We start from the raw sequence: 15,993 nt of genomic DNA, 5'->3' as shown, positions 1-15,993 counted from the left end.
GCTACGGAGTTTTCGTGAAGATATATCCAAACAGTACATTTGTAAAAACAGGGTCCGCTATGCAACTGGTAGAAGTAACCAACACAAAAACCGCCAGGGAATTTCTGGAAGTGAACGCACTGATGAACCGGGAAAACCCCGTATACATCCGTTCGTTAGATAATGAGGTGAACGATGTGTTCGACACTGCCAAGAACAAACATTACAAATATGGAGATACCAAACGGTGGGTCCTGAAAGACGATAACGGCCAACTGATCGGCCGTATCGCAGCTTTCACCAATTCCAAATACATCAATAAGGGAACCGATTTCCCAACCGGTGGTATCGGTTTTTTTGACTGTATCAACGACCAGGAAGCAGCCAACCTCCTGTTTGATACCGCCAAAGAATGGTTACAGAGCAAGGGCATGCAGGCCATGGATGGGCCGATCAACTTTGGCGATCGTGATAAATGGTGGGGACTGATGGTGGAAGGATTTGACAGCGAGCCCATGTATGGCATGTCATTCAATCCCGCGTACTACGAGAAACTGTTTGAGCAATACGGTTTTCAGAAATATTATAACCAGTATTACTACTACATGAACGTGGACGATCCACTGCCGCAACGTTTTGAAGAAAGACATGCCAAGTTCAAAGCCAAACCGGGTTACGAGGCCCGGCATGTGAAACTGAGTGCGCTGGAAAAATATGCGGGTGATTTTGCCACCGTGTACAACGCCGCCTGGGCACAGCATGGAGAAAACAAAGAGATCACCAAAGAGCAGGTGATGAAACTGTTCTCAAAAATGAAACCCATTATGGATGAGCGGGCTGTATGGTTTGCCTATTACCGTGAGGAACCCATCGCCATGTTCATCAACATACCCGACCTGAACCAGTACTTCAAACATTTTAACGGTAAACTGGGTATCCTTGAGAAACTGCGTTTGTTATGGATGAAAAGAACAGGATATAACAAACGGCTTACCGGCCTGGCCTTCGGGGTGGTACCCAAGTACCAGGCGTTGGGCATCGACAGTTTTATGATCTACGAATGCGCCCTGCTGTTACAGGGCAAGGGCTGGTATACCCAATATGAAATGGGCTGGGCAGGCGACTGGAACCCGAAAATGATCAATATCTATAAAAGCCTGGGAGGCAGGCAGAGCCGCCGTATGGTCACTTTCCGCTATCTGTTCAACCGGGAGCAAATCTTTGAACGTCACCCGGAAATGGAATATTGAACCCGTGCAGGCGGGCCGGCTTCTGAAAATTGTTCACATTGACCAGAAGCCTGTTGCCAACCGCCTGTAGCTGACAGCTAATCTGTATCTTGCAAGCTCGCTATGGAGAATAAGTTTATTGTTTCGGCACGAAAATACAGGCCACAGAATTTTAATACGGTGGTAGGGCAGTCGCATATCACTACCACATTAAAAAATGCGATCCGCAATAACCAGCTGGCGCATGCCTTCCTGTTTTGCGGTCCGCGTGGCGTAGGTAAGACCACCTGTGCCCGTATCCTTGCCAAGACCATCAACTGCACCAACCCAACACCCGATGGCGAAGCCTGTAACACTTGCAACAGCTGCGTATCGTTCGATGCGGGCACCTCGCTCAATATTCACGAGCTGGATGCCGCCAGCAACAACTCGGTGGACGATATCCGTACGCTGGTAGAACAGGTTCGGTTTGCACCACAGGCGGGTAAGTACAAGGTATATATCGTGGATGAGGTGCACATGCTGAGTGCCAGTGCCTTCAATGCCTTCCTGAAAACGCTGGAAGAACCTCCTTCCTATGCCATTTTCATCCTGGCCACCACTGAGAAACATAAGATCCTGCCAACGATCCTGAGCCGTTGCCAGATCTTCGATTTCAAACGCATCACCAATAACGATACAGTAGACCACCTGCAGGAGATCGTTGATAAGGAAGAGATCAAGGCCGAGAAAGCCGCACTCCAGGTGATCGCCCAGAAAAGTGAAGGTTGCATGCGCGACTCATTGAGTATCCTCGATAAGATCGTCAGCTTCACCAACGGAACGGTCACTTACCAGAATACGCTGGAACACCTGAATATCCTGGACGAAGATTATTATTTCAAATTACTGGAAGCCATGCAGCAGCAGGATATGGCAGCCGCTATGTTACTGTTCGATGAGATCAACCGAAAGGGTTTTGAAGGCGACCTGGTATTGAATGGTTTTGCCGAATTCATCCGTAACCTGCTGGTATGCAAGGATCCTAAATCCGCTGCCTTACTCGAAGTGGTGGAAGGCATGCGCGACAAATATGTGGCCACTGCTTCCAATACAAGCATGTCTTACCTGGTCAGCGCATTGAATATCCTGAACGAATCTGAGATCAACTATAAGATGGCCCGCAACAAAAGGTTGCATGTGGAGCTGACACTGATCAAGCTCAATTTCCTGCAGCAGGCCATCGACCTCTCCGTAGAAAACGGGCAGGTGGTTAAAAAAAAACGACTTGACGGACCGGTAGCGTTCCGTACCAAACCCGTTACCCCGGTTCAGTTCAAACCGGCCGGTATCGCCGTACCAGCCACCGAAGCCCGTTTATACATAGAGCAAAGACCGGCACCGCAGGCCACAACAGCTGCGACTCAAAAAACAGCAGCACCGGTTCAGGCTGCTCCTCAACCAACCGCACCCAAACCAGCACCTCGTAATATGCCACCTGCAACCGGTGGTATTAAGAAGAATTTACTGGACACTTTGCGCGAAAAATATGGGGATCAGTATGCCATTGAAGAAGTAAAGGAGGCCGAGACACTGAATATGGAGAAACTGCGCGAATGCTGGGACAGCTACACCACACAGCTGGAAAAACAACAGAAACACTCTTCTGCCGGCACCTTCAGATCGGCAAGGCTGACAATAGAGAATGATATCCGTTTTACCATTACCGTTTCCGCACTCACCTCCCAGAAATTTGTGGAACAGGAACGGATGATGCTGACAGACCACCTGCAAACCAGTTTCAATAACCGCACCATTACCTTCGATGTATTGGTTGAAGCTTCCGAAAGAGAGGACATACCCGTACACATGCGCCTCAACAGCAAGCAGAAATTTGAACACATTGCAGAACAATACCCCCTGGTGAAGGAACTGAAAGAAAGATTGAAACTGGAGATAGATTATTAAAGATCTCTCTTAGACCACACCTCACGATCAGTATTACCTGATACACCAGTAAAAAATCACCCGATCAGCCAATGGTCACGATCGCCCGTATTCATAACCCTGCCTGACCAACGACCTTCCCATTTTACCTACGTTCCTGCTGTCCCGTCTTTTCGGATCCGATGGTATCTTATTTATCCGATATACTGCCTATGAACTACAGATAACCTGCTTATGATTCGTCTCTTTAAAGAGGCGGGTTATCTGCGGGTCATAGGCGGGTTATCTGCGGGTTATCTGCAGGTCATCTTTGAATAAAGAACGGATAATCAATAGATTACAATGAGTTAAACTAGCGATCGAATATAAATCACTGATTATCAATGGCCGTTCTCTAGAGAACTGATGGATTACAAGGGGACACAAATACACGCAGCACCCAAGTCTGGAGGTGAGGTTATCAACAATACAACACATAAGTATGCTTATATTTAAGTGGTAATTACCCCGTATGCCTGTTAAAACCTTGAAATACACCAATGGCGAAGTGACGGTTGTCTGGAAGCCGGACGCCTGCATACACAGCCGTATCTGCTGGACCGGTCTGAGAGAAGTATTCGATCCGTCCAAACGGCCCTGGGTGAATATGCAGGGCGGTACTACCGAACAGATTATTGAACAGGTGCGGAAATGTCCGAGTGGTGCGCTGAGTTATTTCTTAAACGACCCGGAGGCTGCCAATGAGCCACAAACAGCGATTGTTAGTGAAGCTGCAGAGATATTGAATATACAGATCAAACCAAACGGCCCGATCCTGATAGAGACCGATTGCCGCATCACACACAGCAATGGGAACGTGGAAGTCAAGAAAGGAAGAACAGCCCTCTGCCGCTGCGGCGGGTCGGCCAATAAACCGTATTGTGACGGATCACATAAGACCAATGGTTTCGAGGGGTGAATCGTCAATCGTGAGTGGTGAGTGGTGAGTAGGAAGTGAATGGGCAATGATGAATTGTCAATTGTCCTATTGGCCATTCACCATTGCCCATTGACACGAAAGGCAGGGATCCATTACCCATTCGCAAATACTCACTACTCACCACTCACCACTCACGCCCTCTTCGATCCCGAATACCCGTTCTTGAGCAGCCATTGCAATACCTTGTCCCGCTGATCGCCCTGCACAATGGCTTCGCCGTCTTTTACACTGCCACCGGTACCGCAAAAGTTCTTGAGTTTTTTTCCCAGGTCTTCCAGGTCCTCGTCTTTTCCAACAAAACCGGTGACCAGCGTTACTGCTTTGCCTGCTCTTTGTTTGGTATCCAACCGGATGCGCAGTTTTTGCTGGTTGGCGGGTAAAGTATCCTGCGTTTCCGCTGCCTCCTCTTCAAAACGGAAAGAAGGATCGGTGCTGAACACAAAACCTCTGGTATCGGGTCTGTTTTTTTTGCTCATTGCGTTTTGAATAAAATTTGATCAATAATTCGGGTTACGTGAGGGTTGCATTATTTGCTCGCAAAGGCGCAAGGGCACAGTTTTACAGGAGTATGGCTTTCAGGCTAAGATCGATGCTTTGTGCCTGGTGTATCAGGCCGCCCACACTCACATAATCCACACCGGTTGCGGCATAGGCCTCGATCGTGTCTAAATGAATGCCGCCGCTGGCTTCCGTCTCAAATGCGCTTTTGATGATCTGCAAAGCTTCCGTGATCAGAGCCGGTGTAAAATTATCCAGCATGATACGGAACACTTTACCCTTGCCCATTTCGCAAACCGTTTGTACATCTTCCAGACTGCGTGTTTCCACTTCTATGCGAAGGGGGTTCGCCATTTTCTGCGTATAGGCATACGCCGCCTCAATGGCCTGCGTTATGCCGCCGCAATAATCAATATGGTTGTCCTTCAGCATGATCATATCATACAGACCGAAACGATGGTTCACCCCTCCGCCGATCTTCACTGCTTCTTTCTCCAGCAGGCGGAAATTGGGTGTGGTTTTGCGGGTATCCAGCAAACGGGTATGATAGCCCTTTAGTTTTTCCGTGTAGCGATGGGTAAGGGTAGCGATACCGCTCATGCGCTGCATACAGTTCAGCACCAGTCTTTCGCAGGTGAGGATGGTATGTACACTGGCTTCCACCTCGAAGGCTTTTTCGCCGCTTTGTACGGCGTCACCGTCTTTCTGAAAAGCAGTGAAGACCGCACCGGGCTCTTGCATACGAAAGATCTTTTCGGCAACAGCCATACCGGCCAGTATACCATCCTGTTTGATCTTTAATACGGCTTTGCCTCTTTTCTGCGGTGGTATACAGCTGAGGGTGGAATGGTCACCATCGCCCACATCTTCCTGCAAAGCTTCATTTACCAGGTGTTCCAATTGTTCGTCGAACGATTTCATGTTGTAAATGTAGGGGCTGCTAAATGAAAATCCCGCTCGGGGTTTCGAAGCGGGATTTTTTAGTGTTTTTCTATCGCTTATCAGCTGATCCGCAAAGTGATGATCTGCCTTTTACCATCTTTTACCTTGAGCATGATGGTGATATTATGCCCTTTGGCATTGTTCAACAATTTACCAGCCAGGTACATGGTGGTGCCGATCTCACGTTCGGAGGTCTTTTCAAAGCCCTTGATGCCATTTTCTGCAAAAAAAGCCTTCAGGGTAAGGGTAGCCTGGTTACGGCCTATGTTTTTTACCTCATCTTTATCAAGTAGTTTGATATCAACATAATCATCAAAATAATTGCCCACCTGGCCTGCATCGGCCGATCTGAACGCATTCACAATGGCATCTACATCGCCCTGGGCGGTAAAGGACATCAATCCCACTACCAGACCGGTCAATAAGAGTAACTTTTTCATAATACACGATTTGTTACACCCCACCGGTTGCCAAAAACATGCCAAACTCAGGTATACAGGGTATTGGGATAAAGTTAACATCTATTCATCAATTGTAAATGCAGTAATTTTATCCCATGAGCAAGAAAGTCATTTTAGTTATTATGGACGGCTGGGGCCTGGGAAAGGTCAAATCAGCCGATGCTATCCAGAACGCGAATGTTCCGTTCGTAAGTTCTTTGTATGGGAAATACCCCAATACCACCCTGGTCACCTGTGGCGAAGAAGTGGGTTTACCCGACGGACAAATGGGTAACAGTGAAGTAGGACACCTGAACCTGGGTGCAGGCCGTATCGTTTATCAGGAATTACAACGCATCAATGTAGCTATACGCACAGGTGAATTTGCTGAGAACAGCCAGTTGCTGGGATCGATCCGTTTTGCCAAAGAGAACGGCAAACCCTTACACCTGTTAGGACTGGTGAGTGATGGTGGTGTACACTCTCACCTGAACCATATCAAAGCCATTTGCGATGTCTGCAAAAAAGAAGGCCTTCATGAAGTATATATTCACGCATTCACTGATGGCCGGGATACCGATCCCAAAAGCGGACTGGGTTTTCTGACCGAATTGCAGCAACACCTGAACAACTCGGTGGGAAAGATCGCATCGGTAAGTGGCCGGTACTATGCCATGGACCGCGACAAACGCTGGGAACGCGTAAAACTTGCCTATGACTGTCTGGTAAAAGGTGTAGGCCCCAAAGCAACTGATGCGCTGGCGGCCATTGAACAATCCTATGCAGCCGATATCACCGACGAGTTTATCAAACCCACCGTTATTGTTGATGAAGCGCAGCAACCGCTGGCAACCATCAAAGACGGGGATGCCGTTATCTGTTTCAATTTCCGTACCGACCGCTGCCGCGAGATCACAGAAGTGCTCACGCAAAGCGATAACCCGGAATTTGGCATGGAGAAGCTGATCCTGCACTATACCACCATGACGATGTACGACCAGAAGTTCCAGAACGTACATGTGATCTTTGAGAACGATAACCTTAGCAATACCCTCGGCGAAGTACTGGCTGCCCATGGCAAAAAACAGATCCGTATTGCCGAAACGGAAAAATACCCACACGTGACTTTCTTTTTCAGTGGCGGCCGCGAAGAACCTTTTGCAGGTGAGAGCCGTATCATGGTGCCATCACCCAAAGTAGCCACTTACGACCTGCAGCCGGAGATGAGTGCCGTAGAGATCACAGATAAACTGGTTCCGGAAATCGAGAAGGAATCGGCCGACTTTATCTGTCTCAACTATGCCAACACCGATATGGTGGGACATACCGGCGTTTTCAGCGCCGCTGTCATTGCAGCTGAAACCGTAGATGCCTGTGTGAACAGGGTGGTAAGCGCCGGCCTGGAACATGGCTATACCATTTTCCTGACAGCTGACCATGGCAATGCGGACTACCTGGTGAACGAAGATGGCAGTCCGAATACCGCGCATACCCTGAACCCCGTTCCCTTCTTTATCATCGACAAAGAATGGAAAGGCCAGGTAAAAGCCGGCAAACTGGGCGACCTGGCTCCCACTATTTTAACAGTTATGGGATTACCCGTTCCGAAGGAAATGACGGGAAATATCTTAATTTAAATGTCTAAACCTGCTTATATGAAAATGCTGAAAAAGGTTCTGATCGTATTACTGGTGCTATTTGTGGCGGCTCAGGCATTTCGGCCGGCCAAAAACAATTCGAACGACACCAGCAAGGATATTTCCAAGAGTTATGTAGTTCCGGAGAATGTGAAAACCATTCTTGCCAAAGCCTGTTATGATTGTCACAGCAACAACACGAAGTATCCCTGGTATGCAGAGGTACAACCTGTGGCCTGGTGGCTGAATGACCATATCAAGGATGGAAAAAAACATCTGAACTTCAATGAATTTGATGGCTACCGCATTGCACGCCAGTACAAAAAACTGGAAGAATGTATGGATGAAGTAAAAGATGGAGAAATGCCAATGACATCCTATACCATCATCCACAAAGAGGCCAAACTTACCGACGACGAGAAGCAGGCGCTTTTTACCTGGTGTGAAATTGTAAGAGACAGCATCAAGGCAAGATACCCGGCCGACAGCCTGGTTCTGCCCAAAAGAAAATAACACTACCGGCTAAACTGAAGTCTGGTATCGGGATTGGGAGTTGTAAAAAAACTTCGGGCTCCTGATGCCAGACTTCTAACTTTACACCCATGCAGATCAACTCAGCCAAATACCTTATTTCTTCCGCTTTGGTAAGTCAATGCCCCAAGCCCGACAAGCCGGAATATGCATTCATTGGGAGGAGTAATGTGGGTAAATCATCGCTGATCAATATGGTTACCGGTCAGAAAAGTCTGGCCAAAACATCGGCCACGCCCGGCAAAACCCAACTGATCAACCATTTTGAAGTGGAGAGCAGTTCGGGAGATAAGAGGCCGAAATCCAGGTGGTTCCTGGTAGACCTGCCGGGTTATGGATACGCCAAGAGATCACAGACCGAACGGAAAAAATGGGAGGAGATGATCAATGGTTACCTGCGCAAAAGAGAGAACCTGGTTCAGGTTTTCGTGCTGATCGACAGCAGGCATGCACCCCAGAAGATCGACTTGGAATTTGTGAACCAGCTGGATCACTGGAAAGTGAATTTCAGCCTGGTATTCACCAAATCAGACAAGGAAAAACCCGGTGTTGTGGCAAGAAATGTACAGGCTTTTTTAGATAAGTTGAGAGAGACCTGGCAGTTCCTTCCCCGCCATTTCGTAACCAGCTCAGAGAAAAAACTGGGTCGTGATGAGATCCTCCGGTTCATTGATGATTGTAACCGAGAAATACTGGAGAATAACAGGACCGCATAAGGGAGACGGTGCCACTTTCATAGCCGGACGGCTACAAATCAACGTTATCAAACAACAACGGTCTAATTCACGGCCTTATCGGCACAACAGCTGCTGGCGAATGCTTCCGGTTTAGCCTTGAATGCAAAACCCATACCCAGGATATAACCCATGGCTTCCCGCAGGGCATCATTGCTTTTGAACTGAGGGTTGGTGTTGATGTCGGCATGCACTTCCATATCCACCTGGTGCTCAATAAAAAGATTACAGAGTTCGTAGGCAATTTCGATGCTCTTGGCTACTTCCACCAGCATGCGTTCCTTGATGTGATACTTCTGTTTTGTCTTCTCATTGTGAATGTACATGAACCCGCCATTGTGTTCCCGGAGGAATACGATAACGGTGGCGAATTCTGTATCCTCGCCCTTTACCTGGCTGTCGGTACCAATACAGACTTTCAGTTTGGTTCCCATGGCACGCTCCCGCTCAATGGCTTCTTTCACCGCATCTTTGATAGGAAGCTGAATGTGCTCTCCGTTGAATTTTCTCCAATGCATATGTTATGAGGTTTCCCTAATTTACCGATTTGTAGCCAGCTTATCCCTTTTTACAGATGATGTTATTATTAACATGCGTGGAAAACGAGAGAAAGGCGACAGTTTGTGGTTTGTAGTTTGGGGTTGTTGACGGTTAAAATAACTACAGACCACAAACTATAAACCACAAACTGCCTTACATAGTATATTTGTTGCATGAGAGTGGCCGGTTTTACCTTTATTAAGAATGCAGTGCAGTTTGATTACCCGGTGGTGGAGTCGATCCTCTCAGTCCTGCCGCTATGTGATGAGATGGTGGTGGCTGTGGGCGATTCCTCGGATGCCACAAGGGAGCTGATCCTTTCAATTCCCTCTGACAAGATCCGGATCATTGATACCGTATGGGATTCTACCCTTCGGGAAGGTGGCGCGGTACTGGCCGATGAGACCAATAAGGCTTTCCGTGCCATCAGCGGGCATGCGGACTGGTGTTTCTATATCCAGGGTGATGAAGTGTTGCACGAACAATACCTCGAGACCGTCCGGCAGGCCATGTTACAATGGAAAGACCTTCCGGAAGTGGATGGACTGCTGTTCAAATACAAACATTTTTATGGATCCTTCGACTATGTGGCCAGTTCCTCTGACTGGTACCGGAACGAGATCCGGATCATCCGTCACAATACTAATATCTATTCATACCGGGATGCACAGGGTTTCCGGAAAGACAATGACCAGAAGCTGAAGGTAAAAGCCATGGATGCGTTCATCTATCACTATGGATGGGTAAGACCCCCACAGACCATGATGGATAAGAAACGAAATTTTGGTAATTACTGGGGGGGCGACCGGGTAGACGAGACCTTCCTGAAAACCTATTCAGGTGAATTTGATTACTCGCAGATAGATGCGCTGGAAAAGTTCACCGGTACGCATCCCCGGGTGATGAAGGAAAGAATTGACAGGATGAACTGGCAGTTCACCTACGATCTCTCTTACAACAACCTGAGCCTGAAAGACCATTTCAAGAACTTCATGGAAAAATGGACAGGTGTCCGGCCTTTTGATTACAAAAACTATATTCTACTCAGGTAATACATACACCATGACAACACCCTGCCTGCTTTGTGGCAACACGGAAAACAACCAGCTGTTCAAGGTAAAAGAACTGCAACTGGGTCTGGATGAATATTTCAACTACCAGTTATGCGGCCATTGTGGCAGCATGCAATTACAGGATGTGCCTGCTGATCTTGGAAAATATTACCCGAACGAAGATTACTATTCCTTCAAGCTCGATTTGAACATCCGGAAAAAAGCCGACACGCTCCGTAAGATCAAAGCCGATTATTTATTGTTCGGAAAGAACAAAGTGCTGGGTGGCCTGCTTTCGATCGGCTACAAATTACCCGAACAGTTCCAGTGGATGAAAGACCTGGGAGCCCGGTACGATGACTCCATACTCGATATCGGTACAGGGAATGGTAGTCTGCTGGCGCGTTTGTTCCAGATAGGTTTCACCAACCTAACCGGCATTGATCCTTTTATCAATGAAAGTCATGACTATGGTTCTATCCGTATCCTGAAAAAGAATATTTACGAGGTAACTGAACAATATGATATCGTAATGATGCACCATTCGCTGGAGCATATGTTCGAGCCGGGGAAAGTATTGACACAGGCGATGAAGATTACCAAACCTGGTGGCGCGGTGATGGTCCGTATCCCCATCATGGGCAATTATGGATGGCAAACTTATGGCGTGTACTGGTGTGGCATTGACGCACCCCGGCATATCTTTATCCCATCGGCCAGGCAAATGCGGAAACTGGCAGAAGAAGCAGGCTTCACCATAGAAAAATTCTATTACGACAGCAGCGATTACCTGATCTGGAGCAGTGAACAATACAAAGTGGGTATGCCGTTACATGATCCCAAAAGCCATATGTTCAATAAAGATGGCAGCAGTATGTTCTCAAAGGAAGATATCAAGCGATTCCGCGCCATCATGAAAACCCAGAACGAAAAAGGGAACGGAGATACGGCAGTGATCTGCCTGCGGAAACCTGCGGTATAAATTAACTGTACTACGCAAACCTTCAGCCTGTCGTTTTAAGAATTGTTATTTGCGCTCACCCCTGCTCAATTTCCTGATCTCGATCAGGCGGCTGAGGGAAGATTTACGGGTGAAAGAAAATAATTCTTCCTGGTACTGCAGCAAAAAGGCAAACAACTTCCAGACAAACCTGCCCTTGGCTTTCAGTGAATACAATTCGTATAACCTGGCATAAAATAATTTCCGGTTACCATTTTCAGAATCCCTGATCAATCCGATCCAGTTCAGTTTGTCTTCAAAATCACGGTATCGTTGCTCATGTTTACGGGTAACCGCTTTCTGCGCAAGGGTGGTCGTCACCGTTTTTGCATGCTGTCGATATAAAGTCAAGGGTTCATCCAGATAACGAATACCCGTATAAATAGTGGCCCGCATAGCGAACCAGATATCATGGGGTACTCCAGCCGGAATGGGCAATACATGCGGCATCAGGTCACGGATCACCAGCATGGCATGCCCCCAGACCACATTGCTGAAAACGAAACCCCGTGTATCAGCCCCGCTATACATATTGCGTAACTGTGAAAGATTTTTCTGTAAACTCAGACCATCTTCATTCACAAGGATACTGTCGCTGTATATCAGCCAATGATCGCCGATGGCCCTGTATAATTTTTCGATCTTCTCCGGCAACCAGATATCGTCCTGGTCGCAAAAAGCGATATAAGCGCCAGTTGCCTGCCTCGCAGCAAAATCAAAATTAGACACAGCTCCCAGGTTCTGCGGCTGGTAAGTGATGCGAAAACGCGGGTCTGTTTCATATGCCGCCAGGATCTCCCTTGTCCTATCTGTAGAACAGTCGTCGGATACAATGATCTCCAGATGGGGCCAGGTCTGTTGCAGCAAAGAATCTAGCTGCGCCTGTAAAAAACGTTCACCGTTATAGGTGCAGAGTACAATGGAGATAAGGGGTTCTATAACAGCATCTGTTTATACACGTCAATATATTCTTCCGCGCAGCGGTCCCAGCTGAAGCGTGCCGCCTGTTGTTTGATCTTGTCGATGGGCTGATAAGTAGCATAATGCTGCATTCCTTCCGCAAATACGCTGCGCATGTGTTCGGGATCGAACTGGCGGAAATAATAGGCTGCATCGCCCCCAACTTCCGGCAAACTGGTTTTATCAGAACTGAATACGGGTTTGCCATGGTACATAGCTTCAATGATCGGCAGTCCAAAACCTTCTGCATAAGAAGGAAACAGGAAGGCTTCACAATTTTTATAGTACCAGTATTTTTCTTCTTCTGTTGCGGGGCCGATCAGTTTCACCCTGTCTTCCACACCAAATTTTTTGGCAGCTTCCACCACTTCCTTACCATAGTCGAATTCATTGAGCCCTGCGATGACCAGTTCGTAATCATTACCCACGAGCAATGGAGGCAGCGCATGAAAATTCTTACGGGGCTGTACCAGGCCAATGGTAAACAGGAAGGGTTTGGATGGTCTGTATTTGGGTGAATCAAAACCCGGAAAGGTAGATACAGTGCAGCCCAGGTGAATGGCTTTGGCAGGTTTGTTACCCAGGTTCAGGTGTTTGCGTGCCTCATCAATGGCAAACTGCGAAATGCCGGTGATATAATCGGCCCTGTTGATTCTTTCCTGTGTCTGCTGCAGTAGCCGTTTGTTGCGTTTCACATTACCCGCATCTTCGATCAGGTAACTGAAATCGTACAAAGTGTACAATACTTTGGTCTTACTATTAAAGGGCCGGTACCAGGAGAGCTGGGTGGTCACATGCCAGAGATCATATTTGCGGGTGCCGAAGCGGTAATATTTATCGATGGAACGATGTTCGGTATAACGGGCATCAGCGCCAAAAATGCCGAAGTCTTTTTTGGGAACATAATATACCAGCTCCATATCCGTCAGCGGGATACGCGACAACGCCTTGCCCAGGTTGATGCATGTACTGTACAAACCATTGAACGGGTTATACTTCAAACGATGCATATCTACCAGGACCTGCTTCATAAAACGTCAGTTTGCTGGCAAAAATAAGCTTCCGGTCACGGAAATCGTACGCTTATCCGGTGTATAATGGAAACTTTGTCAGTTTTCGGAAAAATGTACGGAAATTGACAGCTATTCACTTTCCAAACAACCAACCACATGAAGATACTCTTGCACTACCTGCGTCCCTATAAATGGCTGATCGGCCTGGCACTGCTGCTGGCGGCCATCAACCAGTCCTTTTCGATGTTGGATCCCTATTTTTTCGGGAAACTGATCGACCGGTATGCGACCCATCCATTTCAAACCGGTTATTTTGATGCGAAAAAACAGTTCATCGTGACCGGTACCCGTAGCGAATCAGAATTCCTGCTGGGTGTCATGGGTTTTCTGGGTATACTGATCAGTGTGGCCATGGTATCCAGGATCGCCAAAGCTTTCCAGGATTATTTCAGCAATGTGATCGTTCAGAAATTCGGCGCAAAGATCTTCACGGATGGGCTCAAACATTCCATGCAGTTACCTTACCAGGAATTCGAGGACCAGCGCAGCGGTGAGACCTTATCGATCCTGACCAAAGTGAGAACGGATACGGAGAAATTCATCATTTCCTTCATCAACGTACTGTTCAGCATCATTGTAGGTATTGTCTTCATTTCCATCTATTCTTTCCGCCTGCACTGGTCCATCATGCCGATTTATGTGGTGGGCATCATCTTCTTATCATTGCTGACCAGTTTTCTCAGCAAAAAGATCAAACTGATCCAGAAAACGATTGTGAAAGAAACCACGATGCTGGCCGGCAGTACCACGGAAAGCCTGCGGAACATAGAACTGGTAAAAAGCCTGGGCCTGACTGACCAGGAGATCAGCCGGCTGAACAAAAACACCTATAAAATATTAGGACTCGAATTGCGCAAGGTAAAAAGTATCCGTACCCTGAGTTTCATACAGGGAACTTTTGTGAATTTCCTGCGGCAGGTGATTATGTTCACCTTATTGTGGCTGGTCTTCCGCGGAGAGCTAACGGCGGGTGAAGTGATGACGCTCACTTTTTATTCTTTCTTTATTTTCGGGCCCTTGCAGGAGATCGGAAACATCATCCTTTCTTATCGGGAAGCAGAAGCATCGCTCAACAATTTCCATAACCTGATGCAGAAGCCATCCGAACCAAGACCCGTATATCCTGAGCACCTCGGCGATATCCGGCACCTCAGTTTCAAAAATATCTCTTTCAAACACCAGACCGCACAATACAAGGCGCTGGACGATATCAGTTTTGATGTAAGTCTTGGAGAGAGTATCGCCTTTGTAGGTCCAAGCGGCGCGGGTAAGAGCACTTTGATGAAATTGCTGGTAGGACTGTATCACACACAGGAAGGAAGCATTTTATACAACGGCATCGACAGCAAGAATATCCTCTTCGATGAACTGCGTAACCAGATTGGTTTTGTAACACAGGATACGCAGTTATTTGCCGGAACGATCCGCGAGAACCTCACGTTTGTTTACCCCGAAGCCACTGAAGCAGATGTACTGGAAGCACTGCACAAAGCCAGTTGTGATAACCTGTTGGCCAGGGCAGAGAACGGACTAGATACCATGATCGGCGAAGGTGGACTGAAACTCAGTGGCGGTGAGAAACAGCGTTTATCCATCGCCCGGGCCCTGCTGCGACACCCACACCTGCTGATCTTTGACGAAGCCACCTCTGCTTTGGACAGTATCACCGAAGAAGAGATTACCAACACCATCCGAACCATTTCGCAGGAGAAAGAACAGATTACTGTAATGATCGCTCACAGGCTGAGCACCATCATGCATGCCGACAGGATCTATGTGCTGGAAAAAGGCCAGATCGTAGAAACAGGCACACACCAGGAATTGCTTGCTGAGAAAGGATTGTATTATGCGATGTGGAGACAGCAGATCGGAGAAAGAAAAATAATGGCGATGGCTTAGAATAGTTAAAAGGGTTAAAATAGTTAAAAGGGGTTAGGATCATGCTTTACATACATTTTAACCCACTTTAACTATTTTAACCCTACTCCTTATCAAATTTCTTCTTCAAATATTCGATCACCGAAGGATCTTCCAGGCCTTCCATATCACTCAGTTCCAGCTCCAGGGCTCTTGTACTGAGCTGTATCTCCAGTAACGACAAAGCCAGCGAAGTTGAAAAGCTGATCAGGCTGAAGGCAAAAGTGATATGTGCAAACGACATTGCTTCGATGTAAATGAAGTACATGCAGAAAATGCAACTTAAAAAAGTGATCACGCCAAGTGCCTGCATATTCTTGATCAGTTTCAACCGGTAACGCAGGTTCCTGATCTGACCATGGATAATATGGCTCTGCTCATGGTTCTGGTATTTCTCATGCAGACTTCTTACCCGGTTTGACAAAGCCAGGAACCGGTTGGTATAAGCCAGCATGATCAGGCTGATGGCCGGAAATAACAGGGCGGGCGTATTGATAGAAATATCCATGCCGCCAAAATACAAAATATTCAATACCAGCCGGGATTCGTTTTCCCG

The 15,993-nt window shown here is 47.4% G+C and carries 16 protein-coding genes; 9 read left to right on the top strand and 7 right to left on the bottom strand.

Going from position 1 to position 15,993, the window contains the following annotated elements; translation table 11 throughout:
• Positions 1-59 precede the first annotated feature (59 nt).
• The 3 genes from ACH3Y6_RS14935 (at position 60) to ACH3Y6_RS14925 (ending at position 4,092) form a co-directional block, all read left to right on the top strand.
• Positions 60-1,229 carry a hypothetical protein gene (locus ACH3Y6_RS14935; protein WP_490836428.1) on the top strand — a complete coding sequence of 390 codons (1,170 nt, stop codon included), beginning with the start codon at positions 60-62 and terminating at the stop codon, positions 1,227-1,229.
• A 102-nt stretch (positions 1,230-1,331) separates the two neighbouring features.
• Positions 1,332-3,155 carry a DNA polymerase III subunit gamma/tau gene (locus ACH3Y6_RS14930; protein WP_490836427.1) on the top strand — a complete coding sequence of 608 codons (1,824 nt, stop codon included), beginning with the start codon at positions 1,332-1,334 and terminating at the stop codon, positions 3,153-3,155.
• A 490-nt stretch (positions 3,156-3,645) separates the two neighbouring features.
• A complete protein-coding gene (locus tag ACH3Y6_RS14925; RefSeq protein ID WP_490836426.1) occupies positions 3,646-4,092 on the top strand; it encodes a (4Fe-4S)-binding protein in 447 nt (148 codons plus the stop codon).
• Positions 4,093-4,244: 152 nt separating this feature from the next.
• Here ACH3Y6_RS14925 and ACH3Y6_RS14920 read toward each other — a convergent pair whose 3' ends face one another.
• The 3 genes from ACH3Y6_RS14920 to ACH3Y6_RS14910 all read right to left on the bottom strand — a co-directional run bounded on the left by ACH3Y6_RS14920 (position 4,245) and on the right by ACH3Y6_RS14910 (position 5,993).
• Entirely contained in the window at positions 4,245-4,589 is a 345-nt protein-coding gene (locus ACH3Y6_RS14920) for a translation initiation factor (RefSeq protein WP_490836425.1), read from the bottom strand.
• Between the two features lie 82 nt (positions 4,590-4,671).
• Positions 4,672-5,532, bottom strand: a complete 861-nt coding sequence (gene nadC, locus ACH3Y6_RS14915) for a carboxylating nicotinate-nucleotide diphosphorylase (protein ID WP_490836424.1) — start codon at positions 5,530-5,532, stop codon at positions 4,672-4,674.
• An 80-nt stretch (positions 5,533-5,612) separates the two neighbouring features.
• On the bottom strand, positions 5,613-5,993 hold the full coding sequence (locus ACH3Y6_RS14910) for a DUF4783 domain-containing protein (RefSeq protein ID WP_490836423.1): 381 nt from the start codon (positions 5,991-5,993) through the stop codon (positions 5,613-5,615).
• Between the two features lie 116 nt (positions 5,994-6,109).
• On the opposite strand from ACH3Y6_RS14910, the gene gpmI reads away from it, so the two are divergent.
• The 3 genes from gpmI to yihA all read left to right on the top strand — a co-directional run bounded on the left by gpmI (position 6,110) and on the right by yihA (position 8,877).
• A complete protein-coding gene (gene gpmI, locus ACH3Y6_RS14905) occupies positions 6,110-7,630 on the top strand; it encodes a 2,3-bisphosphoglycerate-independent phosphoglycerate mutase (protein ID WP_490836422.1) in 1,521 nt (506 codons plus the stop codon).
• 18 nt (positions 7,631-7,648) lie between these two features.
• The gene (locus ACH3Y6_RS14900; RefSeq protein WP_490836421.1) at positions 7,649-8,143 is read left to right on the top strand and encodes a heme-binding domain-containing protein; all 495 of its coding nucleotides are present in this window, start codon (positions 7,649-7,651) and stop codon (positions 8,141-8,143) included.
• A gap of 89 nt (positions 8,144-8,232) precedes the next feature.
• Entirely contained in the window at positions 8,233-8,877 is a 645-nt protein-coding gene (gene yihA, locus ACH3Y6_RS14895) for a ribosome biogenesis GTP-binding protein YihA/YsxC (RefSeq protein WP_490836420.1), read from the top strand.
• Positions 8,878-8,939: 62 nt separating this feature from the next.
• Here the strand turns inward: yihA and ACH3Y6_RS14890 are convergent, their stop codons facing one another.
• Positions 8,940-9,413: a ribonuclease H-like YkuK family protein gene (locus ACH3Y6_RS14890; protein ID WP_490836419.1), complete on the bottom strand. Its 474-nt coding sequence runs from the start codon at positions 9,411-9,413 to the stop codon at positions 8,940-8,942.
• Between the two features lie 195 nt (positions 9,414-9,608).
• On the opposite strand from ACH3Y6_RS14890, the gene ACH3Y6_RS14885 reads away from it, so the two are divergent.
• Both ACH3Y6_RS14885 and ACH3Y6_RS14880 read left to right on the top strand, forming a co-directional pair.
• Positions 9,609-10,487 (top strand): glycosyltransferase family protein, encoded by an 879-nt coding sequence (locus ACH3Y6_RS14885; protein ID WP_490836418.1) that lies wholly within the window; start codon positions 9,609-9,611, stop codon positions 10,485-10,487.
• A gap of 10 nt (positions 10,488-10,497) precedes the next feature.
• Complete coding sequence (locus ACH3Y6_RS14880) at positions 10,498-11,469, top strand: class I SAM-dependent methyltransferase (protein WP_490836417.1); 972 nt, start codon at positions 10,498-10,500, stop codon at positions 11,467-11,469.
• A gap of 45 nt (positions 11,470-11,514) precedes the next feature.
• On the opposite strand, the gene ACH3Y6_RS14875 is transcribed toward ACH3Y6_RS14880, so the two are convergent.
• Positions 11,515-12,408: a glycosyltransferase family 2 protein gene (locus ACH3Y6_RS14875; protein WP_490836565.1), complete on the bottom strand. Its 894-nt coding sequence runs from the start codon at positions 12,406-12,408 to the stop codon at positions 11,515-11,517.
• A gap of 14 nt (positions 12,409-12,422) precedes the next feature.
• Positions 12,423-13,478 (bottom strand): glycosyltransferase family 4 protein, encoded by a 1,056-nt coding sequence (locus tag ACH3Y6_RS14870; RefSeq protein WP_490836416.1) that lies wholly within the window; start codon positions 13,476-13,478, stop codon positions 12,423-12,425.
• 138 nt (positions 13,479-13,616) lie between these two features.
• On the opposite strand from ACH3Y6_RS14870, the gene ACH3Y6_RS14865 reads away from it, so the two are divergent.
• Positions 13,617-15,419, top strand: coding sequence for an ABC transporter ATP-binding protein (locus ACH3Y6_RS14865; protein WP_490836415.1), 1,803 nt, complete (start codon positions 13,617-13,619; stop codon positions 15,417-15,419).
• A gap of 82 nt (positions 15,420-15,501) precedes the next feature.
• Here the strand turns inward: ACH3Y6_RS14865 and ACH3Y6_RS14860 are convergent, their stop codons facing one another.
• Positions 15,502-15,945: a DUF2721 domain-containing protein gene (locus ACH3Y6_RS14860; protein WP_490836414.1), complete on the bottom strand. Its 444-nt coding sequence runs from the start codon at positions 15,943-15,945 to the stop codon at positions 15,502-15,504.
• Between the last annotated feature and the right edge of the window lie 48 nt (positions 15,946-15,993).

It is taken from the genome of Sediminibacterium sp. FW305-C-269 (genome assembly GCF_058231045.1).
This window is presented reverse-complemented; position numbering and strand designations above follow the sequence as displayed.